The organism is Marinobacter sp. B-12 (assembly GCF_056857915.1).
This window is the reverse complement of sequence record NZ_JBSXOB010000046.1, coordinates 1-26395: the sequence shown is the minus strand read 5'-3', so window position 1 is coordinate 26395 and position 26395 is coordinate 1. Positions and strand designations below refer to the sequence as shown.

Genomic DNA, 26395 nt, shown 5'->3' with positions numbered 1-26395 from the left:
GTTAATCTGAGTCTAGGGATATTCCGGAATATTCCCGGCATAAAAGAGCGTCGCAACCCGATGCAGGTTTAGCCTTTACTCAGATTGATGAGGAGGCAAACCATGAAAGACACACCTAAGCAAAAAATCCGTTTCATCCGGCTAAGAACCGTGATGGAAAAAACTGGATTGTCTCGCGCATCAATCTACAACCGACTCAAGAAAGGCTCAAAGTACTTCGACGCAGATTTCCCGCAGCAAATTAGGATCGGGGGTGGCGCAGTGGCTTGGATCGAGTATGAGCTCGACGACTGGATGGAACTTCAGATTGAGAAGTCACGAAATCAACAAATGTCCGGGATTGAGGAGATTATCAGTGCAACAGAATAGACCATTTCCAACAAGGTGGCACAGCCAACCAAACCTATTTGATCGGTACACCGGGCTACCAGACCCGTTGCAATTAGGACTGCTCGGTGAAGCCATCTGCGATGCTGGCGAAAAAATCAAGGCGCCTTACGCTACTACATTGCTCACCGCCCTAATTGCCGCATCCACAGTGACACAGCCTTTATGCAATGTTGAACGCCCAGCAGGAGGTATTACATCCCTTTCCTTATTCGGGCTTTTAATTGCGGATTCTGGTGAAAGGAAATCCAGCCTAATCAACTATTTCTTCAAGCCAATTCGCAATGCTGACATCGCTGCCGAGCAAGAGTATCAGAGGCAATTGCGCCAGTGGGAACGTGACATTCATATCTGGGAAATTCACCAAAAAGAACTCCAGAAGAAGCTCAGCAAGACAATTGAACAGAACATCAACCAGATTCTGGCAGAAGGACCAACTGATGAGTAAATCCACGATCGAAAAAGCGCAAGCGCTTCTTGACGCACATCTTCAAGCTAAGCCTAAAAAACCAAAACTATTTCAACTTTTATATGACGACACAACCTACCCGGCATTAGTCCAGGGGATGCATCAAAATACCAAAAATGTATGCGTGTCTGCTGATGAAGGCACTGGGACTCTCAATCGCTTGGTTACCCCTGGACTATCAATGCTGAACTCCAGCTGGAGCAACATGCCATTGAAAGTCGCACGGAAAACATCAGAGTCATTTCTGCTACAGGACCAACGGCTGGCCTTGCTCATATCCATTCAACCGGGCCCCTTCCAGGAATACCGTCAACGAAAATCTGATTTAGCCAAGGCCTCAGGTCTTTGGGCAAGAATGCTTGTCTGTGGCCCCTTATCCACCATTGGCTACCGAGAGATATTACCTAACGAAGGGTATAGCTTTGATCCGGCGCCATTTATGGACCGGATGAGAAAGCTTATCAAAAAAAGTGCAAACCGCTGAGGTAAACCGTAAACATGAAGCACACGCTAAAGTTCGAACCCCCTGCACATGATCTATTCATCAATACAGCTAACGAAATTGAAAGGTATATGCAGCCAGGCGGGCTCTACCATAACGCAACTGACCATGCCTCAAAGCTTATGGAGAACATCGCCCGAGTAGCCGGAATACTGCATGTATTCAATAAAGAACATGGAGAAATCAGCCTTGAGACACTAAATACAGCAATTCACATATGCGTTTTCTTTTCGAAGGAGTACATGATGGTTTTCGACTCAACACCTCAACATATTGTCGACTCCATGATCCTCTATGACTGGCTCACGGCCAATGCCAGGAGCCAGAACCGACAATACATCTCGAAACGGCATGCAAGGCAATATGCTCCTTCAGCTATCAGACAACCTGGACGGTTTAGAAACGCTCTCGAATACCTTTTATTCAATGGAAGCGTAAAAGTCGTCAACGATGGTAAAACCACTTACATCGATACAATGCCGCAACTGAGCCCATAGTATAGGACACTAACTTAACGGCCTGAAAACCAATATTTTCAGGCCCCTACTAAGTAAAACCAATCGCTTTAGTTCTGGTACTTATTCTATTATAGGTAAGCATGATGAATATATACCAGTACAATCAAAGGAAGATATTGCAATACGTTATAAACCAGTATCAGATGAATGTGGTATGAGATAGACAGCAGGAACCTACAATGAACCTAAATATTGAATATATTCACGAATCCATTGATAACATAAAAGATCTAGAATCGATAGAGGCGTTGTCAATAAAGATATGTGGTGGTATACCAAAAAATAAACACAACCATTCAAAGCTAAATATAATTCGACTTTTATCTATACCAGAAGACTATTTTTCCGATACAGCACCACTTTATTCAACCAATCCTTATGTTTCAGCGTTCTTCTGGGCAAAATCGATAACACTATCGCCTTTACTACTTTTCTCAGACATTAAAGAATTATTTAATGGCAACATTAGATCGAACGAGACATACATGAGATTCGAAAATTCTTTAATAGACTACATGTCTACGCCCAACATCAAGGAAATCACCAAATCAATGAGAAAGTCTCAAAATAAACGAGAGTCAAGCTTAGAGAATTACATCGATGCATTTATTAACATTCATGCCAGGCTAACAATCATAAGACTAGATCTTCATTTAAGGCTCGAACCACAACAGGTAAACTTCACTAGAGATTTGCTAGCCGATATGACAATGTTCTGGGGTCAATTCAGACGAGACCTGAATGAATCTAAATCCATACCGAATCCAGCCGGCTTCGTCGGTTCTCTTGAACACGGGCATTACAGAGGGTTTCATTTCCACGTACTGCTAATCTATGATGGCTCAAAATACCAGAGGGACATAAGAATTGCTCAACTAATCGGTGAACACTGGAAGAATAAAATAACAAATGGTAGAGGCGGTTACCACAACTGTAATGCAAAGGACCCATACGGATATAAGTACTATGGTGTCGGACGTGTAGATCACTGGAATACTGTTAAAATTTCCAATCTCAAGTTGGCAGCCCGCTATTTGGCAAAGACGGACTATTCTTTACAAGCAGTAATTGGTGACAATCGAACGTTTTTTCGAGGTAATATGCCTCAGCCAAAGAAAAATATGGGGAGACCAAGGAAGATCCTTAGATAAATAATTTACTTCTTTTCTTTTATTCTGATCAGCTGACTTATTGTCTTCGAAAGATGCCATACTGACTTGTAACCTAAAGACTCAAGCTCATCTTCAATCCATTTGGCATGGTTATGTGCATTTCTCGATCTTTTTGCAAAGTAAATACACTTAGACTTTTTTGAAAGTTCAACCAGCATTTTACTATTATCGACGCTATGGGGTAATAATCGCTCTTTCACATCTTCCACTTTCTCATTTTCAAATCTTTGAAGCTGCCCCCTTGGATCACCTGAAAGATTTCTCGAGCTACTCCGACACTGAATAAAGGTCTGACTTTCATAATCGAATCGCGCCAAAAAATTCACTACATCTAACAAAGTCATCGTTAATTTACTGCTGTATAGCCTTATAAAACCCTTTGCAAAAACAATTGCGTCGTCAGAAATTATTTTAACGATATCATTAAGTTTTTGAGGCGAGAATGGTTCCAATCCAGAATATTTTTGATAATAATTTTTTATTTCTGATCTTATTGAGTCACTATCGTGATTTTCCCCATTCTTGATATCTAATGCTACTACTTCGGCTACTTTATTTACTATACGAATCCCCAACCCCATCCACAGTATAGTTGAGGGTCTGATATACTCAGGATCAGTCTTTTGTAATTCTTTTATATAGGTATCGAGATCAGATTTTTCAATTAATACATGATCTAGATTGATAGCAATGCTTACCGCTTCCATATCTCTTTTTAAAAGGCAGTCACCTTCAATATTTTTCGATAAGCCACCAACAAATTTATGCCTCTTACTGTGCATTCGAATAAATGGGTTAGCACTAAATCTTCCTATATTACTATCCCTTTTAAATATTTTATTAATTGGATTTACGAAGAGAACAACCTCTTTGATAGTCTTTCGACGTATATTAAGATCCTCATCTATCTGAAACAAATCAATTATTTCATGTACATCGCAGGCGCCCCAAGAGATAAGCTGTCTTGATTCGTCGAGTGTCAAATAAATAACCAAATTAGTTTTTGAGAATCGAAAATAGGACCTTCCGCTTTCTATACCATAACGGTCCACCGTGGATTCTTGAAGAAAAACTTCTTGGGAGGGTGGGACTATGCACCATATCCTTTTCCCCGTCTTTAAGTAGAGTTCCTGGAGAGGCTTACGATGTTCATCTTTATCTAACGATATGGACTGCAGTCTGATTAACTTTTTTTGGTCATTACTCACGAGAAATACCGTTTAGCCGATGCCAGTGTGGAAAAGTTTTCGAAGGTACACGCCCAAAAGATCCCACGCTTCTCTCTTTTCAGGACCATAGCTGTGACGCTGGTACACTCTCTTTACCTTGTTCTCTTCGGTATGGTTAAGGCAACGCTCAGCCACCTCGGGTATAACTCCCTGGGCAGTCATTATCGTGGCTCCTGTCCGGCGAAGATCATGAGGCGTCCACTTGCCACCGGCTAATATCAAAGCTTGCCCTTTCGAACTCCTACCCTTATTCGGCTCTTTCCCAACGGGTAACTGACGATCCCGGATTTGCTTAGTGATAGATTTCGGACAGACTGGAGCAGAATCCATTGAGTTGGGATAACACCACTGAGAATCTCCAGTCAGTTTTATTAAATCTCTGAACCAAGCGATAGCAAAGCTGGAAAGGGCAATTTCGTGAGGCTTTCCGTTCTTGCTATTCTCTGCAGGGATTTTCCAAATGCCCTGCTCCACATCGACATCAATCCACCTTGTCCTGATCAACTCACCGATCCGGCAGCAGGTAGCCAGCATAATCCAGATTGCGATTGACGTAGAGGGTAGCATTTGGGCATCCGGTATCTGGTTGGCGAGTTCCTTTATTTCATCCTCACTCAATACCCTGTCGCGTTCAACGTCTTTGCCGCCAATTTTTGACTTCCGGATACTGGCTGTGGGGTCGTACTCGATCAAATCCCGGTCGACTGCAAAACGAAACATCTGCCGGATTAGGCTCAGCGTTAGCTTCGCCATGCGGGTCACACCCCGATTCAGCTGCGCATCAACGACCTCTGTGACATGGCCTTTTTTGACATCTTCAACCGCAAGCTGGCCAATCTTAGGAAGCACGTCCTTCTCAAAAAGCCGACGAACCTCTGCACCGCAATCTTTCCGATTCTTCAGATCAATATCCGCCCAATGCTCGAAAAGCTCCTTCACCGTCTTACGGGCGGCCTGGCGTGCTTTTTCTGCTTCTGCAGCCTCTCGCTCAGCCCGCAGCCTGGCCATCTCTGCCTCATGTGTGGCCTTACGTGCATCCTCCTCCGCTTCTTGATACTCCCTCAAATCCCGAATGCCAGTCTGATATAAGCGAGATAGCTCACCTGCCTTCGTTCTCGCCTCTCGCAGAGTTAAGCCATCTTTACCGGACTGGTCGTAATTGCCGACTGGGAGGAAAACCCGTTCACCCTGGGAATTTGTATATCGGAAGTAAAACAGCCTGTCTCCGCTTTTCATTATGCGAGCCATAAAACGCCCACACCCCCTCGGAGCATCCTCAGTCAACCAGACCGATTTCGCTGGCTTAGAGTTCATTTGCTTGTCTGTAATCGTTCCCATTACCACCCACTCAATTAAGGCCGGATTCTCGTCACCGTTTGGTCACCGTTTCTCGATCGCTTAAACTGGATGGTATTGGATTCCGTTGGAAAACACAAAACGGAAAAATCAATTAAATCAGGGGTAAAGGTTTTTATGCTAGATTGGATTAGACCCTATTGGATGGCTATGAACCTTTATGGGGTGCAAGGGGTCGTAGGTTCAAATCCTACCGTCCCGACCAATTACGGAAATGAAAAAGGCCAGTTCTTCGAACTGGCCTTTTTCATTTCCAAGCCGGGAAAGTATAGTTCAACGCCCTTCACTACCTGTTGGCTCGGTAGAAAACCACTCCTCCTCTGCCTGCCCACTCGGCGCGTTTACCCAGAATGGCGCTTCAAATTGCTCCAGCGCATTCTCTGCAGAATTATCGGCAGCCGGCACCGATTCAGCCGCCCGAAACTCTATGAAGGAAGTGCAGTTTATGTCTCCTTCAAGAGGGGCTATTACTGCCAGCACAGCTTCTTCAACCAGAGGGCTATCGCTCAGATCGAGTTGCTCTTCAATCAGTTTCTCCGTGGCAACAAACACAACCGCATCCACCAGGCCTTCGGGGTCCAGATCATAGGCCTCCCGGCAACAGAGCGTTCCAACTGTAAAATCAGATGGGACCTCCAGCGATCGAGCTGGACCAATCCTGGCATTGACCTGAGCAACCGTTTGTTTCAGCGAGCGCTCAATTTCCGGCACATAATTATCCAGCACATCAGACTCGTCTTCATAACTGCCAGGACACTCGCACGACTCGACTGAGTTGGCCAGACAACCAGCGTATGCGGGGTCTGTGGGTTGATTATCGACATTGAATGCCTCGCAAGGCTCGCCAGCAACCACCTTTTGCGATACCCAGCGGGATTGAATGTCGACTGGGCATACCTCGGTCGTTTCCCGAAACAATGCACCCGGTAGCCCGTCGCTGCCCCGCCCGACGGCGTAATTTGGAAAGCCCTGCAATGCGTTGAAGTAGCTGACGTTTCCAGATCCCGCCTGAGCATCAGCACCCACGCTATCTGTAGTCTCGTCACTGGTTGTCTTGATACAGGGCGTGCCGCTGCAGTTCTGTTGCGAGTAATAAATCGCCTCCCTGGAAGTGAAGCGATCATCCCGCACTCCAATCAAGGTCCGTCGGGTCTGGCCATCACCCAGGGTCCGGTCAAACAGGAAAATACGGGGGGCGTCGTGTTCGTCGAAGTCAACAGCCTTGCCCAACAGCTTTCCAGTTGCATCGGCAACAATCGCCTCCGTCGATTGCTTGTTCACATAGTGCTTGAACAGCGCATCACGGATGGCAATAAGTCCCACCAGCGAGCCCAGCACAAGTATCGTTATGATCAGAATCAGTTCAACCGTCACCACAAAGCCTTTCTGATTCGAAAGCGTCAAAGATGGACGCGTCTTATTGGTTCCAGTCATGAGAAGACACTCCTGAATGCATGCAATCCACTAAAGAATGCCTTTAAGCAACTGAAAGATTTCAGCCAGCTTTATCATTGCCGGAAAGATCACAATAACCGTAAACACAGGGAGGCCCACGACCATCATGGCAAACAGAAGCAGTATGCTCTTCTGGCTTATAAGTTTTCGATTCAGTTCATCCTGGCGGTCCCTTATAACGTCGGACTGCTGGGCGAGGGTGTCGGTCATTGCAGCACCTGCCTGGCGCCCTACCGTAACCACCGCGGCCAACCGTTGAAGTTCTCGCACGCCTGTTCTGAGATACAGGCGCTCAAATGCCTTGGCGTAAGATTCCCCTGCTCGTATCTCCATCGCGACCAACTGCACTTCCATTGCCAAAGGGTGTCGTCGCTCGAAACCGAATTCCCCCGCCAATTCAAAGGCGCGCGCCATGGAAGCACCAGAGTGCAAGTACGCATTCACCAGATCGACAAAGAAACTGAGGTTGCCCTGAAGAGTTTGGCGGCGCTGCTTACGACGTTGCCACAAAAGAAAATCCAGGGTGAAGAAGGCACTGAGAGAGCTCAACAGCAATGTCCAGACCGGCGCTTCGGTGTTTAACTCCGCGAGTACCAGGGGCATTGTTACCGCCAGGGATATTTTCAGTGGCCAGTACACAAACCTGAAATCCGCCGGCATAATCCCGGCGTGCCTCATTAGCTTCGCGGGATAGAGCCATCGATACTCCCCCGAAGATCTTAATATTGCATCAGCATCTGGGCGAAGCTCGGTACGGCTGAGAAGATAAACGCCCCCCATCCCGCATAGAACACCAATACAAAGACCGATATCGATAAGCAGTGACGTCACCATGCCTGCTTCCTCATGATGGTTCGCATCCAAAGCAACCCGCCAATCTGGCAAAGTATCGCCGTATAAAGGACGGTTGGGCCCGCTGAAGCCTCTGTAAGAGGCAGTAACCAGTCCGGTTCCTTCCACATAAAAAACGGAATCAGCAGATATGGAAAACCGGCTGCGAAAAGCAAGGCATACCGGGCACCTGACAACTGACCCCGCATCTGGACCATAAATCGGCGGCGCTGGCGGAGGGTTGAGGACAGGGCCCGTAACAGCGACTCAAAATGCGGCCCGTCATGCCACCTGGATCTGAGCGCCATGATGAACAGGCGAACCCCTTCACTTCGATAGGCATGCAATACCGGTCTCGTTGCGTTTTCAACGGTATCCCCCAGTTTCAGGCGAGAGACAATGTCCAGTAGGGGCTTACTTACGAACTTTGGAGAGCCTTTCGACGCAGTATCCAGGGCATACAAAGGTGACGCCCCACTGGCACTGAGGGCCGTCATAAGGTCCAGCACATCCACCAGGGCATGCTCAAATCGCTGGGCCCGCCATAGAAGCAGATCCTTGAGAATGAAATAGGATACCGGCAGGAAGCTGATACCGGCCAACGCAGAAAGCCCCGGGTGTTCGGGGAATACTGTCGAGAATGCAAGAGAGACAGCCGTCCCCGTCAGTACGATACCTGCGATAAAGAACAATGGCTCCAAATTGATCTCGAGTACTTTGAGTACCCTTCGCAACGGTGAGAGGCGAACCCTGGCAAACCTATCAAAATCCACAGAACCAACACGATCTTCCTTGACGAGATTTACATAAACCAGGCGGGCGGAACATAGAAACGCAATCACGGACACCACAATTCCCAGAACATTCAGCATGATTCCGACTCCCGGACAGGCCAGAGAGTATTCAAAGACGCTGGTACCTCCAACCCCTTCTCCCAAATACCTTCGAAAAAGCCAGGTCGGACTGAGCCTGCCTCGAACACGAATTGCCGGCGACCGGTATCACTCTGACAAGATTCAACATCCCGCCCTGTGCAGAAAAGCTCGGTCAACTGATACCCCGTCTCGCCCGCCCCGACTTCACAGATGCTCGTCACATGACGATGGCCATCCGCTGTTCGGGAAATCTGTACAACGATCTGGACCGCCGATTCGATCAGATTACGAACGGTCTCTCTGGCAATCTGGCCATCGGCAAGCATGGCAAGCGTTTCCATTCGCCTCAGTACTTGATAGGGGTTGTTGGCGTGTATGGTGGTCAGGCTTCCGTCATGACCAACGTTCATGGCCTGGAGCATGTCGAATACCTCATCGCCCCTGACTTCCCCGATAATGATCCGATCAGCTCGCATACGCAGGGCGTTCCGTACCAGCAGTCTGAGATCGACTTTACCGCGGCCCTCGCTGTTCCCCTGGCGACCTTCCAACGTAATGACATGCTGGTGCCTCAACGCGAGCTCCGACGATTCCTCGATGGTTATGATCCGCTCGTTATCAGGAATGAACTCCGAAACAGCGTTCAGTAACGTCGTTTTACCTGCCCCAGCGCCACCTGCAAACACAATATTGACCCTGGCTTTTACAGCAAGAATCAAGAGGTCTGCCATCTCCCGAGACAACATGCCTGACTGGATCAGATCATCCACCGATGAATGGGACGGCCGAAAGCGGCGAATACTGACAATCGTTCCTGTGCGGCTCAGGGGCGGAATCACAATATTCATGCGGCTGCCATCCGGGAGGCGGGTATCTACAGTCGGGGTTGTGGAATCAAGGTGCTTACCTTCGGCTCCCACATAACGGTCAACAAACCTTCGAACGTGCGCCTCATTATCGAATTGGACGTCAGTCAGCTCAAGCTGCCCAGAGCGATCTACCCAGATGGCATCAGCACCATTTACCAGAATGTCGGTTACGTCCGGATCCGCCATAAGTTTGGCCAACGGGCCAAAACCGATGACCTCGTTAGCGACCTCTGTACAGATAACGTCACCCTGTTCGGAGCTCAGTCGCAGGCCGGTAGCGGTCTTGATCGACTCCAGCAAATGCCACAACCGCTTTTTAAGCCGTTCCGGATTGCCAATTACCAGAGGCTCTGATTCAACGGAAGCGATAAGCCGTTGATGAAGGTGCTGCCTGAGCCGGATCACCAAATCATCCGTCATAACGGTGCTTTGATGCATCAGGCGTCTCCTTCTACAAAGGCTGCCAGCTCAAAACAAACCTTGTGCCCGGCAAGAGCCATCAGCCGCCCCCTGGGGGCGTGAAAATCACGATTTCGGCTGTACGACGTCACGTATTGCTCACAGGCGGCCGGTTGGTTCTTTCTCGCTTCGAATATCAGCCCCCGGTGGTAAGCAATACGCCATTCAGGTGCTCCCAGCCGCTCTGCCAACGCAAGACTGGTCATGCTTTCCGGGAATTTCCGATTTGCATAATGGGTGGCCGCAAGCATTTCATGCAGCTCGAAGTGCATTGGATTCTGGCGTATCTGTACCTCCAACAGGGTCCCGGCACGATTGACACTGCCCTCTTCCAGCGCAATTCTCGCTCTTAACACGGCGGCCTCTGGACGTGGAAGACCTTTCGCCAGCAACTGGTCGAGAACAAAACGTGCCTTCTCAACCTGCCCCGACTGATAGCTCACGATAGCCATCGCCATATTCACCCGTTCATTGTCGGGATAAGCCACGTAGATCTGGGAAAGGCGACGAAGGACTCCATCACATTCCTGAAAGGAGTCGTTGCCCAGATCACCAGTACACGACCGGCCTTTGCTCATGTTTTCCAGATACAGTCCCAGCAGGCGATCCACCTCCAGCCCTGGGTCCACCACATCGGTAACGTATTTTTGCGGCTGCGCTGCACAGCCAGCCAACGTCACCAATAGCAAGATCAATATCGATACGTTTTTCATGGTGTCAGTTCTCCTGGTAACCATGCGAAGACAACGATAGTGTTCGATCAGCGATATCAGTGACCGCGGGGAAGGCCCATTGATGAATCAGCCCGTTCGGTTCCCGAATCAGTGTCGGTGTAACCACGATGACCAGTTCACGGTCCTGCTCACTTTTTGACGTCGCTTCGGCGAGATGGCCAATCAGTGGTATATCCTGCAAGCCGGGGGTGTGATCGTTCTGGGCCGATTGTTCTCGATATATCAGGCCACCCAGAATCAATGGCTGACCGTCATTCAAACGGGTGGTGGTGTGAATACTGCGCGTGTTGAAAGCGGTGGAATTCAAACTGCTGCCTGTGCTCTGGCTGATTTGCTGCGTCAGTAAGGTATCAGGCGCGGAAATCGTCGGATTAATGTCAAGCGTAATGCGGTCGTCTTCATCCACCATGGCACGCACACTGAGTTCAACACCAAAAGACTTGAACGATGTGCCACTAAAGACACCCGGGGTATTGGCCGCCACCTCATCGCCAGACTTCAGGCCGCTAGGAGCAAATGCCGTTGGCACCGGCACTTCGCCACCCACACTGAATACTGCGGATTCTCCCGCCATCACCGTCAGGTTGGGGCGTGACAACGTTCTGGAGATACCATCCTGTTCCATCAGTGAAAACAACAGATCAAATGCTGCATCACTTCCACCGACTTGCAGATTGTTGGTCAAGGTGCCACCCAGAATCTGGAGAGCATTTTCGACCATCGAACTATCAGCGGCGCGAGAAGATAAGCCACCAAGCGAGAACAGTCCGTTGGTGTTATAGCCCTCAGTCACCAGCGATAAATCAGGCCTCCAGCGAAACATGCGGTTACGATTGATTTCGTGTATCTGAACGGCAACCCGCACCTGCGGTAAATCCCCGACTTCAATGACCGACAACAAACGGCCATTACCCACTGAAATCAACTTTGATCGCCCTACGTTCGACTTGATCCGATTGCCCTGGCCGCCTCCGGCAGAGGAACCCAGACCAGTACCGAACGTACTGGACAAGCTGGAAACACTGCCTCCACCTGTCCCTATAAGCCCTCCAGCCTCATCAGTCAGTGCAACCAGTGCTCCGTTGGCCGCGGCACCATCCCTGGTATTCAGGAGCAGCTTCGAGGCAACATTGAGTACGCGCGTGAGCGTTACCTGGTCACGGACTTCTCCTTCCAGAATGAACGTGTCCTGCGCATCATCGGGCACCACACCACGCACCACCCGGCGGATATTCACATTACCAGCCCCCATTGGCCTGATAGCCTCGAGGATCTTTGCTTCGAAGGTGGCAGGGAGCTCTTCTATCTGAATCAGATTGATAATCGCAACCCGGCTGTTTTGAGAAAGATGTTCCGCATTCAGCCGGAAGGCATCACCCGGTGACTGTTGTACCTGGCTTAGAATGTGAAGCGGGTTATTATCCAGTGTCTGCCCGCCAACTCCCGGCAGTCGACCATGCTGGCGCCTGGAGTCCGTACGGGCGCCAAGATAGTGAGTGGCTGCAGCCTCAGCAGCAATCTTGAAATCGACACTGGGTACTCGACCACGCAGTGTCAGAGCAGGACGGTCCGGTGCAAGTTCAAGCCGGATATCCGGGTGAATGTCCCTGAGAGCGCCTCTCAGTACTGACAGGTCTTCCGTTACACTGAACAGGAACGTTTCAGTCTCGCCACCCTGATACCATACGATCAACGTGGTTCGCCCAACCTCTTTGGCCAAAAGAAGCAGCTCCCTGCCTCCCAGCACCTCGACTTCGAGGGTTTTAGTCTGGCCCACGGCAACCCGCTCAATTTCCCTATCGAATACAAGCCGGGAATGGGTCCATTGGATAAGGGATCGATTCTCCGACGCATGGCGACCAGTCGCATCTTCAAGATAGACAAGGCGGCCCTGTGCGGACACCGACACCAAAGCCAGCGCCAAGAGCAGAAGTCCGGGCCAGGCAGCGAAAACTGGCGGTTTTTTCATGATGCGTCCCTTGAGTTAGCGATGGAAACCGTACTGTTATATTGAGAGCGACAATCCGACTTGCCTCCCCTGGGTTCAGGAGCGCGAATAAAGGTAGCGAGTTCAACCCGGCGACTACGTTCATGCAACGCAACCGGGTGGTCATAGGCCGGTGGAATTGACTCACCCGCAGCAACAACATGGATGTGCTCCGGAGAGATACCGTTCAGGATCAGGTAACGAGTTGTATTGAGAGCCCTGTCTTCAGAAAGTGCGCTGTTAAAGCCTTCCGAACCCCTGCTGCTGGCGTGACCAATAACAACAACATGAGGTAGAACCGCGTTAGCTTTGAGCGATTGAGCGAACCATTCCAGATCTGCTTTCAGGGCTTCTGAAAGCATGGACGTCCCAGGTTCAAAGGTGGAACGAATAACGTGGCGTTGATAGGTCGACAGGTAACCGACTTCAGGACCTATCCCATCATTGAGATACCGTTGCAGTGGTGGTTCGTGATCCATCGCCCGGCTATGGTTCAACGTATAGAACTGAAGCCGACATCCAGGAGCAACCCATTGACGGGCCATTACAGGCTGCCCCATACCACCCCGATCCGGATAGTCAATATCTTGCGCCAGGACTCTGTGAGTCGCGATGTTTCGGGCTTGGGTAACCTCAATCCGGGTCTGTTCCGGAAGGTCAACTAAGGCGGGATGAAAATGTCCGCATCCGGCACTAAAGAGCATTAGGCATAAACAGCCGAGCTTCATCATGTGACGACTCCTCACTTTATACAGCTCCGAAATTATTGGTTGTTCTCATCTTCCATGGGAATAGCAGGTTGCGTGCCACATTGTGAAATCATTTTTATGGTTAAAAATCAGAAAGATAAGAATCATTAAATAAACGACTTGGCGTTTTGCACAAGGCATTTGCATAATGCAAAGCGAATAAGAAAATTAAAAAAAGCGGCCTGATACATCGGCCGCAAATCTTGAGAATGAACGAGGGAGAACGCCCGGTTCTACAATGTTATTTATGGGTCCGATATCGCCACTGAAATGGTCTTCCTTTTCAATCCGGACACTACTTCAATCTGTCGATGGGTCGGCTGGGGATCAATATGTGCTCTTTGACTAGAGACTTCCGACGTTTCTCCATGAAGCACAATGGATACTTTTTCCTGCGGATTAATATGTGCCAGCGGATAAACGTACTCTGGCGCAACCGCCACCACCAAAGCGACACTTTTCTCTCCGGGTGAAGGCTTCGAGCTTGCCAACCCGAAAAGACCGCCCTGATCGAGCGCTGGGTTCTTACCTGTAGTGCGGCCACCGGAGACTCCGATCAATCTTACATCTCGCGCTACCGTTCGAACGCCTCCCCGCCCCGTGGCAATAACATCGAACGAGTCGCCGTTTCTTAGCTGGGTATAGGGTATGGATCCTGGCTGTGGAACCATCGTGTAAAGGACTTTGCCGTCAGGAACCTGTTGCGCCAGCCATGATTTCCTCGCACGCTTGAGTTCGCCAGGCCGAAGGATTTCGCCGTCTTTCTTGGCAGCATTTAATGTCAGCCCCACAACCTTCCGTGGGTCTGGAATTCCGGATACCTCTTTATCAACCCGGATTTTTTTCAGCATTGCCGGTTGCAGAGATACACCTGCCGGCCAGTCGCCATTGAGCCCAAGTACCTCATGAGTAGTGAAGCGCTCAAACTGCCTTGCCCCAAGCACACTGGCAAACACTCCGGAAATCAGAAACATGCTGATGGCGGCGGTAGTACTTCCGGTCAGTTTCTTTTTCATGATCCACCCCCGATATTCGAACTTAAAGCAGCCGCGACCCTCAAGCGCCGCGGCGTGTCATCTATCTTCAGCTTACGGCGTGTTTACAGTGCCTGTATTTGCTGAGGAGCTGGCACCCAGGCTCGCTGCGGTCGAAGCACCCTCAAGCGGCGTTGCGGCCACAAAGGTGAACTCGACATCATCACCCGCGTTGGTGTCAGTCGCGTCGCCGTATACAGAACCTTCAATGGCTGCGGTGTTCTGACCATTTACGATGCCGTTAAAGGCGTAGGTCTGATCGAGATGACCAATGGCTTCAGCGACATCCTCCATTTCTGCGGTCAATGCATCCCGCATCGTCACCATCCCGGCAACAAGTCCGACAACCATGACAGTAGAAAGAAGGACCAGCTCGGTGGTCATCACAAAGCCCGCTTGCTTACGTGACAGCTTGCTAACTTGTATGTTTTTCATTGTATTTACCTCAAACTTTGCTCTGGTTTTAAGTTGGGTGTGACGTATGTCTCACAATCTTCTTAAAGCACATTCAGTGCCAACTTTTTATTTTGTTAATAATCAATGACTTAATATGTTTTTTTGGCGCATCCACATACTATAAAAACCGACACATGCCGATTGGGTAGCAAATTGCAAAGCTACTTGCAGCACCCGGCCTAGCGATGAGAGATTAAAACGTTCGAAGGTTGGGGCCATGGGAGATTCCCCACCGGGCAGGACCTGGAGACTTGACGAGATTGGTGTTTCAGATGGTTGACGACAGCCCTTCCCTGGCCGTCGCAAAGATTTCGAGGGTTACGTCAATCAGTGGGTTGAACGAGGAACATATCCCCCAAAAAAGACGTCAAAGTGATCCCTGTCTACGGGCCGTCCGGTCAGGTACCCCTGAACAGAATCGCATTGCGCGTCCTTAAGGCAGGTCAGTTGTTCTGGTGTCTCCACACCTTCGGCAATGACATGAAGGCCCACCTCGTGTCCCACGGTGATAATGGCCTTCGCGATGGCGTGTGCGGTTGGGTCATTGGCAATGCTATTCACGAAACTACGGTCGATTTTGAGACAGTCAATCGGCAGCTCGCGCAAGTAACTGAGAGACGAGTAGCCGGTGCCAAAATCATCAATTGAAATGCGAACTCCGTTTTCCCGGAGTTCATGAAGATTGGCCAGCGCTCTGCCAGCGCCCTCAATCATGATGCTTTCGGTCACTTCCAGTTCCACAAGATGGCAGGGAATATCCCGCTGCTCAATACCGGCCATCAGTTCCTCAACAATCGTTTGGCTGTTGAGGTGATGCCCTGAGATGTTGATGGATACGGGAACGGCAGGGCTCCCCTCTTCGCGCCAACACACAATCTGATCAAGAACCGTTTCAATGACGAAGTGACTCAGCGGTATGATTAAACCCGTCTGTTCAGCCAGCGGAATGAAGCGCGCTGGAGAGACAGGCCCCAATTCCAGGTTGTTCCAGCGAACCAACGCCTCCATACCGATCAACGAGCGATCAGACAAAGCAAATTTTGGCTGGTAATACACTTCAAGTGCCCCTGTCGCAATGTCTTTCCGAAGCAGTCTCTCAAGTTCCATCGCCCTGCCAATGTTCTCCTGAACACCGGAATTATAGAAACGGATACGATCGTTTCCATTGACCGCCAAACCGGATTGGATGGCATACGCGGTGGCGCTCAGCAAGGCATCTGGTGAGGTTGTTCCGGTGCTGGTTGCAATGCCAATCTTCCAGTCCATTGGACATGAAAAACCATCGATTTCGACACAATTAGTGAGCACGCTGAGAATGCTCTGCGCCAATTCCTCGATGTTGTCTCCCCTAACGCCATCTCCGGAAAGGGCAATCGCATAGTGTGATTCCGAGATACGGGCGACGAGCGGCGGCTCACTAAGAACCAATGATGTATCTTTAGCGAATTTTGTTACACGGCTATTAATGCGACTAACGATGGTGCAGGCAAGTTTATTAAGCCCGGAACGTCCCAGTCGTGGTTCAAACTCCTGAAAATCAGAAGTGGCACAACGAATCAGCACCGTGCTGGGGCCATTGTCCCTCTCCTGTTTCAGCCGCAGAGTGAGTTCAGAAATGAGACGCTTTTCATTAGCGATGCCTGTGCACTGATCAACATAGGCCAGTTCATACATTTTCCGTTCGGTGACAAAAGCTTCCGTTTGATCCTGGAGCAGACACAGCATTTCGTTTTCAACACCGGCGATAAAACGTCCCTGAATGTTCATATCGGAACCGTTCGCACCAAACTGAAGAATGAATTCATCAATGCTGTCGCCGTTCACTGCATTTTCCCAGGCTTTTGCAACACGCCCTGAGCACTCAACCGGCAATACATCGAAAAACGCACATCCTGGTCGAAACATTTCTTTCACCGCTTCAGGAAGTTTTTCGGTGTGCTTTCGTTCCTGAATTACGGCATTGCGGTCCATAGTCAGGACAGCTTCGGAAGACGTTTTCAACATGGAGGAAATCTGAAGGCTTCGCCCATTGAGGTGAATGCTGGCTTCACGGGCGCGGATCAAAGCACGCAGGCGCTGGATGATTATCTGCCAGTTAAGAGGCTTGGGCGCAAAATCAGTGGCACCACAGTCAAAAGCGGTCTGGATAGATACATCATCATCCAGCCCTGTAGCGATCACGATGGGAACAGGGTCCATACCCAGTCTTTCGCGCATTTGTCGGCAGGTTTCAAATCCATCGATGCCTGGCATTCGAGCGTCCAGAAGAATCGCATCGAAACGATGAGACTTTAGCCAACTCAAGGCCGTGTAGCCGTCACATGCTTCGGTAACGCTGAATCCAGAATATTCCAACGCAAGACGCGAAACAGTCCGAATAGCGGAATCATCGTCGACAACCAGCAAGCGGGAAGGCTCCGGGCCTCGTGAAGATAGGCGATCACTACTCGAAATGGCGGTTTGCATGTCAGTGCTCCACTGATGAATCATCAATTGCCAGAAGCCTTGTCTTCTGGCGCCTGATACAACCTAAGCAGATTACGTGCCAGCTATTAAAATCATTATTTATCAGAAAGATAGGAGCCACAACACCATCTTCGCACCACCTCCTTTCAGGTCGTCGCAAAATGCAACCCAAATTGCATGTCGGAAACCTACATCTTTTCCCATTGCAGGCGTTTCCGGTAGATGGTGGAAGCACTGATTTCAAGAAACGCCGCCGCTTTAGGCACATTACCATCGCATTGTGCAATTGCAGCCTCAATAATGCGTTTTTCTTCCCGCCATAACGGCAGTATTCCACTATTATTCCCGGTATTTTCGCCACTACCACCCTGTACCGGAAACATGGAGTGACCAACGAACTGAACCGAATCGGACAACCCTGTATCGATATGCTGTTGTACTCCCGGAACCGGGTTACATGCGGCGGATATCGGCGACGGCAGCATCGCCATGGTCACGGTTTCACCCTCGTTCAGAACCACCACATTGCGAATGATATTGCTGAGCTCGCGCACATTCCCCGGCCAGCGGCTCCGTTCCAGGAACGATTCCACTTCCCGACTGAAGGATCGGAAAGACTTGCCCTCATCGTCTGAGTATTGGATCAACAGCGAACGGGCGATGAGTAAGATATCGTTGCCCCGGTCCCGGAGAGGTGGCATCTGTATCGGGATGACATGCAGGCGGTAATAAAGGTCTTCCCGGAAACGGCCTTCCTGAACCTCGATCAAAGGGTTACGGTTGGTCGCACAGATAAAGCGGACATCAACCGCGATTTCCTTGCTACTGCCAACCGGCTGAAACGTTCCGGACTGAATAAGCCGAAGTAATTTGCTTTGCAAATCCAGGGGCATTTCGCCGATCTCATCAAGAAAGAGAGTTCCGCCATTTGCTCGAAGAGCCGCCCCTTCACGTGACGACGATGCACCGGTAAAGGCCCCTTTCAAATGCCCGAAAATCTCACTTTCAATAAGATCGCGGGGAATGGCAGCGCAGTTCAAAGCCACGAACGGCTTGTCCGACCGGTCACTTTCAGCGTGTAGCGCCTCTGCACACAGCTCCTTGCCCGTGCCACTCTCACCCGTAATGAATACAGATGCCCTGCTTTGCGCCGAACTTTCGATAATCCGATAGACGCTCTGCATCGGCAGCGAGGAACCAATCATTCTGTGGAACTGCTCACGAACAAAAGACTTTTCATACTCAGCAACAACATCTTCAAGTTGCTGCTTCTTGAAAATGTTTGCAAGCGTGACTTCAAGCCTCGCTTTGTCAAACGGCTTGGTAATGAAGTCGGCGGCTCCGCGTTGCATCGCGTCCACCACCATATCCACCGAGCCGTGGGCAGTGATTACAACAACTGGCAGATCCGGAGTGTCTGATTGCACGCGATCAAGAATATCCAACCCGGTGGTGTCCGGCAGGCGAACGTCCGTTATCAGTGCCTGGTAATGATGCTTACCCAGGCAGAAAAAAGCTTCGCGCCCGGTATGAGCAACATCAACGTCGTAAGTGACCTCCAGGTAGCTCTGGTAGACTAATGAATTGGAAGGGCTGTCTTCCACAAGTAACACTCTGGGCCGACCGTTTTCCACCATTACACTTTCCTTTCCATGAAGTTGATCCAAAAAGTCAGGACGCACGCCCAAGATCCGCCTTATACTGAGCGTATTCAATCAAAGTCTGCTCCGCCACTATTCCGAGTTCCTCAATCAAAACAGGTAACTTCTGGGTATTGCCAGCACTGGCCGCGTCTTCCAGAAGCCTTGCCAATTCCCGCAAACGCAGACCGCCAAACGTGCCAGCACAGCTTTTCAGGGCATGAGCCTGCTCCCTCAACTCGCTTGGGTCGCTATCATCAGCAACACTAATGATCAGACTGACCCGTTTACGTACCTCCTCCTGAAATACCGTAATCATCTTGGGAATTGCTTCGCCGGAGGTATCCCGGGCGAGTTGTTGTAAAACAGTCGCTGACAATAACTCAGCCGTCTTGCCTGATGCTGATTGTTTCATATCGATTGCCCCGGCTACCTGAGTACATTGATGGATTGATTGCACGAGACGCTCCTGGGTAAATGGCTTGCTGATGAAGTCGTCCATTCCTGCCTCTTTACAACGGCCAATTTGAGTTTTCTCAGCGTTGGCCGTCAACGCAATTATCGGTGTTACGGCATTTATCCCTCCGCCCTCACGGATACGCCGGGTCGCCTCCAATCCGTTGAGTCGTGGCATTCTGATGTCCATAAAAATAATGTCATACTGACTTATCAATGCCATAGCGACCGCTTCAACGCCATCCCGGGCCGCATGCACCTCTATACCCATACTTTTTAGCATTTCCGACGCAATCAGCAGATTCGCCTCCACGTCGTCGACGACAAGCACAGACAACTTCTGTTGGGTCACAGTATGCCTATCCTGCTTTGTAATGGTCCCGGATACGTCATTGGTTCGTGCTGTCTCCAAATCGATTGAATGAGGCGTTTCTGATGTCGAAAAGGGGACTGTCACGAAGAAGGATGTGCCAACCGAGACCTCACTCTCGATACGGATGGTGCCTCCCATACCCTCAGTAAGCTGTCGCGCGATAGCCAGTCCCAGCCCAGACCCGCCCAAGCCAGAGTCACGGGCCGGGTCAACCTGTTCGAACTCCAGAAACACAGTATCAACCTGATCCGGTGGGATACCCGGCCCCGTGTCCCGGACTTCAAACGCCAGCAATCCAGTCACCGACCCCATTGGCACTCTCTCCACGTCTACCCGAATAAGGACATTCCCAGCCCCCGTATACTTGCGCGCGTTGTCCAATAAAATCGTCAATACCTGTCTCAAGTGGTCACGATCTGCAATGATGGAATCTGGTACATACTCGTTGACTACCAGATTCACATCGACCTCCGTGTCGTTACGATGAACTCCTACCGCACGTTGCACCTCTTCCAGCAAACGCCTGATATAGAAGTGATGTTGATCAAAACTGACATTCCCCGCTTCGATTCTCGAAAAATCCAGAACCTCATTTACCACCTGCAGCAATGACTCGCCAGAATCAAGCGCCAGCCGGATAAATCGGTCGTTCGGGTCATTGGGCTGAATACGGTCGTTCATCACAGCAAGCGAACCCAGAACGGCATTAAGTGGTGATCGGATTTCATGGCTCATATGTGTTAGAAAACGGGATTTCGCCAGAGACGCCCGCTCGGCTATGTGTTTTGCATCCAGCAACTCTTTTTCCCGCGCAATCAATTGTTGATTCGACTCAACCAGTTCACCGTTCATGGTTTTTAACGCTTTTTCCCGATCCTGCAACGCCTCCGCCATCGTATTGAAGGCGATCAACGCTTCGGCAAGTTCGTCATCACCTTTGACGGTGATGGCCTTCCGGAATCCTCCGTTCGCCAGTGCTTGCGCTGCACGTCTCAACCGATTGAGCTTGCTCGTCAGGTAATTGGCAAAAACCCAGGAGCACAAAGCCACAAGAATGAGTTCCGCCAATGCAATGCCGTAAAACCTGAGTTGAGCCTGTGTCAGCGTTTGCTTCAAACCGCGAACTGACATTCCTATTGCAAGCGTGCCGAACACCTGGTCCGCAACAATCAGTTCGTGGATCTGATCAAAAATACCATCCTCGGCCTCCGCCAGGGTATCGTCCAGCTTGCGATCGCTGTTCTCATCTATGCCGACCGACACCAGAACCCGATCAAATCCCTTGATGCGGACATACTCGACGTCTTCCAGTTTCAAAATCTGCTTTGCCTGTTCTTCAAGAGTAGCCAGATCATAGGCAATCATCGATTTCGTCATGACAGAACTTGCAAGCATCAGCGTGTCACGGGCACGCGCCAGAATGGTCTCTTCATTGGACTCACGAAGATAGCTTGAGGCTTGCCAGATCAGCAGGGACAGAAAGACCAACTCAATCAGACCGATGCCCAGAATAGTCTTCCATCTGAAAGACATGTTGAGAGGCCTCCCACCAAATCGCCACAGATACTAAAAACCAGTAAGTTACCGCTTTCCGATATCCAACTGCCGCACATCGTCCCAGTCCGAGTCATCGGCCGGCTGGAAGCCACTCATTCCTATAGCACTCAGAAGACTCCGTCCCGACTCGCTGTCGCCAACAGCCAGAAACGCACTGACGAGCTGGCTTCGCGCTTCGTCAGACACACGCGGGTGTGTTGCGATCGCGTGACTGGTATAGCCCGGTGATAGCCAGAGCACTTCAAGTTTTGACTGAATATCAGAGTCAAGGTCCTGAAGCGTCCTGACGATGCCACCACCTGCTGCAAACAATCCATCTGCCACCCCGCGGTAAACAGAATCATGTGAGTTGACGAACGTTGTTTTGTAGCCGGGAGCCTGAGTATTCAGATGGGAGCGGGTGATCAGGGTAGCGGCGAAGGCCATCGGAGCCGGAAAGGCAATTGAATGTTCCGCAAGCTCGCTCACAGACTCGAAGCGAAGATCACTCGATACGACAATAATTCCACGAAGCTGATGGTTTTTCTGGCGGACAAGCGCACGATAACCCGCCTCCTGGCCGACAGTAATGAAGTGGTAAGGGTTCATGTAGGCAATATCATAGGTCCCCAGGGATAGCCTTCGCTCAAATTCAGGTATGTTTGGGGCCGTTGCAAAGCGAATCTGCTGCCCGACGGCATTCGAAAGCAGGCCCATTAAGGGAACCCAGTCTCTGGCCAGTTTTTCGCTGGCCTGCTGTGGAACAATGCCGAATGTTAATACCGACAATTCACCAGACTCGGCCACGGCACGTTCACTACACGATAGCCACAGACCAAATATCATTGGCGCCACCCATCCTACACCTAGCTTCATAACTTCGACTCCAACAGGGGCATGGCAGCGTAGCCACCAACTCAACGAAGTTTGCTAAGCACGTTTCGATCCAACTTTCGAAAACCGGGCGTATTCCGCAGTTTCCGACACAAATTGCTCCCTAATTTGCGCCAACGCGCATTTCAATTCGCAAAATGCAAACCACATTGCAATGCAAGTGCGTGGTTTCCCGTACACATGCGGCAGCCGCAACAGGATATTGATCTATGGCATTGCTCTTGCACAGACACTTGAAATCGACCGTTTCTCCGCGAGAAGGCTGCGCCACTATAGGAAATGTCCAATGACTGAAACTTCTCCATACAGCAATGAACGGGAAAGATTGATGGCACTGCGCCAACTGGAGTTGCTGGACAGTCCTCCTGAAGAACGCTTTGATCGCCTGACGGCAATCGCCCGAGCGCTATTCGATGTGCCAATTGCACTTATCACTCTCGTGGATGAAGATCGACAGTGGTTCAAGTCCAGTATTGGAACCGATGAGATCGAGACTCCCAGAAGCGTGTCTTTCTGCGCCCATGCTGTTGCTGCGGATATGATGCTGGTCGTCGAGGACGCCACCAGGGATCCCAGGTTTCTAGACAACCCTCTGGTCACGGGTGACATGCACTTACGTTTCTATGCTGGCCATCCCATCCATTCACCGGACGGACATGCGGTAGGAGCGATTTGCATAATTGACCAGCACCCCAGGCGTTTTAACGAGAATCATCGTCTTCTTCTGAAGCAACTTGCTGAGATGGTTGATAAGGAGATCCGCGAGCAACCACCAAAGAATTTAGACGGGCCAACCGAAGACGAGCAGTTCGGCCGCATCCTGCAGCGCATTGGCTCCTTCATTTCCCGACGCTCGGTGGCACTAGTCATTTCCGCACTGGTTTTTTCCATCATTATGCTGGTTGCTCAGGCAGAATTCCTGAATGAACTTGAAAATAAACGACTCCAGAAGCAGGCGTCGTTGTCTGAAACCTTGTTTAACGTTCGCGGGCGCCTGGAAACCGAAGTGAACGCACGCCTTCACCTGACACACGGACTCGCAGGTTATGTGCGGTCAGGTAACCCCCGTATAGATGGAGATAGCTTTCAGAATTTCGCTGCAGACCTGGGCAATAGCTTGACGGGTATTCGCAGCCTGCAACTGGCCCCAGATGGCATCGTCACGTATCTGTGGCCCGAACCGACCAATCGGGCTGCGGTTGGACACAACCTTTTGGCGGACCCGAACCGAAGGGACGCCGCGTTAAAAGCGATCGAAACCAAACAGTTGTGGGTTGCAGGCCCTCTGGAGCTCCTTCAGGGGGGCACTGCTCTAATCGGCCGTCGTCCTATTTTCGTCACGGACTCCGGATCTGGATCGGATAGCTTCTGGGGTTTCGCAACCGTACTGGTAGACCTGCCTCCCCTGCTGGAAGAGGCTGGGTTTAATGACCTGTCACCAGACCGAAATATCGCCATCCGTGGCCGAAACGGATTGGGCGCCAGCGGAGAGGTGTTTTATGGCTCTCCAGAAGTCTTTAATGGTTACAATCTCAGCGCCGATGTTGCCTTACCATCAGGAAGCTGGCAGATGGCCATTGCAGCCGCAGAGACCACAACTTTGAACGACATCGCACCTGCCCGCTGGGTCTTCGCAACCAGTCTGGCACTCGTCGTTGCCTGCCTGGTTTACTTTGTGCTTCGTTTGCCTTTTCGTTATGCCAGCGCCGTCGATAAAGCCAAGGAAGACCTTAATCGCAGCAATGCCCGTTTCAAGGATGCCATTGAATCATTACCGGATGGCTTTGCGGTGTTCGATGGTGATGACCGACTTGTTCGCTGCAACCAGAAATACCGTGAGTTCTTTGACGTACCTGAGCAATTGATATCACTTGGGACACGCTTCGAGGACCTGCTCAAAGATAGCGTGGAAGCCAACCGCTATGTTCTGGAAGACGATACACCCCACGGCAAACAACAGTACATAGGCAAACGACTGCAACAACACCGTCAGCCTGCCTCTGGCGTTATCGAACTCCACCTCCGCTCAGGACGGTGGTTACGTGCCGAGGAGTCCAGGGTCCCCTCCGGCGGTACCATTATCTCCTATACCGACATTTCTGAGTTAAAGAACAAGGAACACGAACTGGCGAAAGAAAAAAGCCGGGCCGAAAATGCAAACCAGGCAAAAACCCGTTTTCTTGCCACCGTCAGCCACGAATTACGCACGCCGATGAACGCCATTCTCGGTCTTCTTCACCTTGTTCAGACCAGCGGAAACCTGAATCGAAAGAACCAGGAGTTTATTGATACGACCTACGAATCCGCAGAACACTTATTAAGCCTGCTGAACGAACTTCTAGACCTGTCGAAAATGGAGGCTGGCAAGGTTGAGCTGGAAATGAGCCAATTCAATCTCGCCGAATTAATCCGAAAAACACTGAAAATCTCTGAAACGAAAGCCCATCAGAAAGGTCTGACGTTCATTGATGAAATCAGTGACCAGGCTAACGTGATCGTTGAGGGGGATGCAGGACGGATTCAGCAGATCCTCATGAACCTGCTAAGCAACGGAATCAAGTTTACTGATCAGGGATCCATCTCTCTCAGCGCATTCAGATCGACGCCCGATCATTTTATATTCAGCATTGCGGATACCGGAGTCGGTTTTTGTGATAGCCAGACTGAGGCGCTGTTCCAACCATTCAGCCAATTGGACTCTACGGCATCTCGACGGCATGAAGGCACAGGGCTGGGACTGGCAATCTGTAAACGCCTTGTCGCTGCAATGGGAGGCAGCATTACAGCCCGGGGCAGACCTGACAAAGGTGCGGTCTTCAGATTTGAAATACCGCTCTCGGTTATTTCAGAGTCCCCGTCTTACCTTGGCAACGAAGAGCTGCATCAGGAGGATCTATCGCCGATTCCATGCGATAGGGAGCCACTCAGGGTATTAATTGCAGAAGACTCCCCCGCCAACCAGATAGTGTTCAAGGCCATGCTTGCTGATACCGGGTACATCACGGACGTAGTGGGCAACGGGCTGGAAGCCGTCGAGGCTATCAAGAGACTGGACTACGACATTGTCCTGATGGACATCTTCATGCCCGAAATGGATGGCCTGGAAGCTACGAGAATCATTCGTGGTGACGGACGAATGAGCAATAAAGCCATTATCGCCCTCACCGCGAATGCCATGCCTGGCGACCAGGATAAATTCCTGGAGGCTGGCATGGACGACTACCTCTCTAAACCAGTGACAAAGTACAATTTAGTGAAAATGCTTAATAAATGGGCATCACTGCAGGAAGAATGATGACGGACACATGAAACCAACGTGCATCAGGGACTTTGACTAACCAAAGTGGAAAAAGGCCAGTTTATTCCCATCGGGGTCTCTTACATAGGCCCCGTAAAACTGGTCAGGGATCCGCTGGCCCGGCTCGCCGTCACAGCTCGCACCCAAATCCAACGCTCGCTTGTAGTGAGCATCTACAGCCTCCTTGGACCCTGGGTGAATGGCGACCATATTGCCATTGCCCGGTTGATTGGGTTCGCCATCGAAAGGGGTGCACACGGCCAGCATCGGCGCCTTCATACTCTCCCCAATAAACGCAATGCGGCCCATATCCAGAAGGACCTTAGCGCCGATATCTCCCAACAGTTCCGAGTAAAAGGCCTTGGCTCGGGACATATCACTGACGCCAATCGTAACGTATCCAATCATTTTGTTCTTCTCCTCTCCTGATGTCTGGCAACTACTCGACAACTATACGAAGTTTTCGCTCAATATGGAGCCTGCTCAAACAAAAAAACCGAAGGCTAACCCAAGCCGTTCACTTAAAGTGGATCTGGGTTGGCCGGACCGGGTAGCAAGAGGGTCGATGGATATTTCCATCGGCCCTTTTTTATGAGCTGACCTTGGTGTATTTGTCCAGATAGATGATCTTTTCTAAGTCCACTGGGCCT

At 50.4% G+C, this 26395-nt stretch carries 22 protein-coding genes; 6 read left to right on the top strand and 16 right to left on the bottom strand.

Going from position 1 to position 26395, the window contains the following annotated elements; all coding sequences use genetic code 11:
- Window positions 1–102: 102 nt before the first annotated feature.
- The 5 genes from AC13D2_RS07595 (at window position 103) to AC13D2_RS07575 (ending at window position 3027) form a co-directional block, all read left to right on the top strand.
- Window positions 103–369 carry a helix-turn-helix transcriptional regulator gene (locus AC13D2_RS07595; protein ID WP_482938411.1) on the top strand — a complete coding sequence of 89 codons (267 nt, stop codon included), beginning with the start codon at window positions 103–105 and terminating at the stop codon, window positions 367–369.
- A complete protein-coding gene (locus tag AC13D2_RS07590) occupies window positions 356–835 on the top strand; it encodes a DUF3987 domain-containing protein (protein WP_482938410.1) in 480 nt (159 codons plus the stop codon). Before AC13D2_RS07595 ends, AC13D2_RS07590 begins: the two co-directional genes overlap by 14 nt.
- Window positions 828–1340: a DUF3987 domain-containing protein gene (locus AC13D2_RS07585; RefSeq protein ID WP_482938409.1), complete on the top strand. Its 513-nt coding sequence runs from the start codon at window positions 828–830 to the stop codon at window positions 1338–1340. The genes AC13D2_RS07590 and AC13D2_RS07585 overlap by 8 nt, the downstream gene beginning before the upstream one ends.
- A 14-nt stretch (window positions 1341–1354) precedes the next feature.
- Entirely contained in the window at window positions 1355–1855 is a 501-nt protein-coding gene (locus tag AC13D2_RS07580; protein ID WP_482938408.1) for a DUF3987 domain-containing protein, read from the top strand.
- A 200-nt stretch (window positions 1856–2055) separates the two neighbouring features.
- Window positions 2056–3027 carry a YagK/YfjJ domain-containing protein gene (locus tag AC13D2_RS07575; RefSeq protein ID WP_482938407.1) on the top strand — a complete coding sequence of 324 codons (972 nt, stop codon included), beginning with the start codon at window positions 2056–2058 and terminating at the stop codon, window positions 3025–3027.
- Between the two features lie 5 nt (window positions 3028–3032).
- Here AC13D2_RS07575 and AC13D2_RS07570 read toward each other — a convergent pair whose 3' ends face one another.
- The 15 genes from AC13D2_RS07570 to AC13D2_RS07500 form a co-directional block, all read right to left on the bottom strand.
- Window positions 3033–4031, bottom strand: coding sequence for a hypothetical protein (locus AC13D2_RS07570; RefSeq protein ID WP_482938406.1), 999 nt, complete (start codon window positions 4029–4031; stop codon window positions 3033–3035).
- 237 nt (window positions 4032–4268) lie between these two features.
- On the bottom strand, window positions 4269–5615 hold the full coding sequence (locus AC13D2_RS07565; RefSeq protein WP_482938405.1) for a tyrosine-type recombinase/integrase: 1347 nt from the start codon (window positions 5613–5615) through the stop codon (window positions 4269–4271).
- A gap of 291 nt (window positions 5616–5906) precedes the next feature.
- Window positions 5907–7067 carry a hypothetical protein gene (locus tag AC13D2_RS07560; RefSeq protein ID WP_482938404.1) on the bottom strand — a complete coding sequence of 387 codons (1161 nt, stop codon included), beginning with the start codon at window positions 7065–7067 and terminating at the stop codon, window positions 5907–5909.
- Between the two features lie 30 nt (window positions 7068–7097).
- A complete protein-coding gene (locus AC13D2_RS07555; protein ID WP_292048540.1) occupies window positions 7098–7691 on the bottom strand; it encodes a type II secretion system F family protein in 594 nt (197 codons plus the stop codon).
- Between the two features lie 224 nt (window positions 7692–7915).
- Window positions 7916–8791 (bottom strand): type II secretion system F family protein, encoded by an 876-nt coding sequence (locus tag AC13D2_RS07550; protein ID WP_292048542.1) that lies wholly within the window; start codon window positions 8789–8791, stop codon window positions 7916–7918.
- Entirely contained in the window at window positions 8785–10101 is a 1317-nt protein-coding gene (locus AC13D2_RS07545; RefSeq protein WP_482938403.1) for a TadA family conjugal transfer-associated ATPase, read from the bottom strand. The genes AC13D2_RS07550 and AC13D2_RS07545 overlap by 7 nt, the downstream gene beginning before the upstream one ends.
- On the bottom strand, window positions 10101–10835 hold the full coding sequence (locus AC13D2_RS07540) for a tetratricopeptide repeat protein (protein ID WP_292048544.1): 735 nt from the start codon (window positions 10833–10835) through the stop codon (window positions 10101–10103). Before AC13D2_RS07540 ends, AC13D2_RS07545 begins: the two co-directional genes overlap by 1 nt.
- A gap of 4 nt (window positions 10836–10839) precedes the next feature.
- Window positions 10840–12825: a pilus assembly protein N-terminal domain-containing protein gene (locus AC13D2_RS07535; RefSeq protein WP_292048545.1), complete on the bottom strand. Its 1986-nt coding sequence runs from the start codon at window positions 12823–12825 to the stop codon at window positions 10840–10842.
- Window positions 12822–13574, bottom strand: a complete 753-nt coding sequence (locus tag AC13D2_RS07530) for an OmpA family protein (RefSeq protein WP_292048546.1) — start codon at window positions 13572–13574, stop codon at window positions 12822–12824. The genes AC13D2_RS07535 and AC13D2_RS07530 overlap by 4 nt, the downstream gene beginning before the upstream one ends.
- Before the next feature lie 263 nt (window positions 13575–13837).
- A complete protein-coding gene (locus AC13D2_RS07525) occupies window positions 13838–14608 on the bottom strand; it encodes a hypothetical protein (RefSeq protein ID WP_292048547.1) in 771 nt (256 codons plus the stop codon).
- A gap of 72 nt (window positions 14609–14680) precedes the next feature.
- The gene (locus AC13D2_RS07520; RefSeq protein ID WP_292048549.1) at window positions 14681–15061 is read right to left on the bottom strand and encodes a hypothetical protein; all 381 of its coding nucleotides are present in this window, start codon (window positions 15059–15061) and stop codon (window positions 14681–14683) included.
- 348 nt (window positions 15062–15409) lie between these two features.
- A complete protein-coding gene (locus tag AC13D2_RS07515; RefSeq protein WP_292048550.1) occupies window positions 15410–17548 on the bottom strand; it encodes a putative bifunctional diguanylate cyclase/phosphodiesterase in 2139 nt (712 codons plus the stop codon).
- 188 nt (window positions 17549–17736) lie between these two features.
- On the bottom strand, window positions 17737–19185 hold the full coding sequence (locus AC13D2_RS07510) for a sigma-54-dependent transcriptional regulator (RefSeq protein WP_292048551.1): 1449 nt from the start codon (window positions 19183–19185) through the stop codon (window positions 17737–17739).
- Window positions 19186–19219: 34 nt separating this feature from the next.
- A complete protein-coding gene (locus AC13D2_RS07505) occupies window positions 19220–21550 on the bottom strand; it encodes a response regulator (protein WP_300499647.1) in 2331 nt (776 codons plus the stop codon).
- Window positions 21551–21598: 48 nt separating this feature from the next.
- Complete coding sequence (locus AC13D2_RS07500) at window positions 21599–22360, bottom strand: phosphate/phosphite/phosphonate ABC transporter substrate-binding protein (protein ID WP_482938402.1); 762 nt, start codon at window positions 22358–22360, stop codon at window positions 21599–21601.
- A gap of 373 nt (window positions 22361–22733) precedes the next feature.
- Between AC13D2_RS07500 and AC13D2_RS07495 the strand changes: the two genes are divergently transcribed.
- Window positions 22734–25742 (top strand): ATP-binding protein, encoded by a 3009-nt coding sequence (locus tag AC13D2_RS07495; protein ID WP_300499642.1) that lies wholly within the window; start codon window positions 22734–22736, stop codon window positions 25740–25742.
- 39 nt (window positions 25743–25781) lie between these two features.
- Here AC13D2_RS07495 and AC13D2_RS07490 read toward each other — a convergent pair whose 3' ends face one another.
- Window positions 25782–26153 carry a VOC family protein gene (locus AC13D2_RS07490; RefSeq protein WP_036204625.1) on the bottom strand — a complete coding sequence of 124 codons (372 nt, stop codon included), beginning with the start codon at window positions 26151–26153 and terminating at the stop codon, window positions 25782–25784.
- Window positions 26154–26395 lie beyond the last annotated feature (242 nt).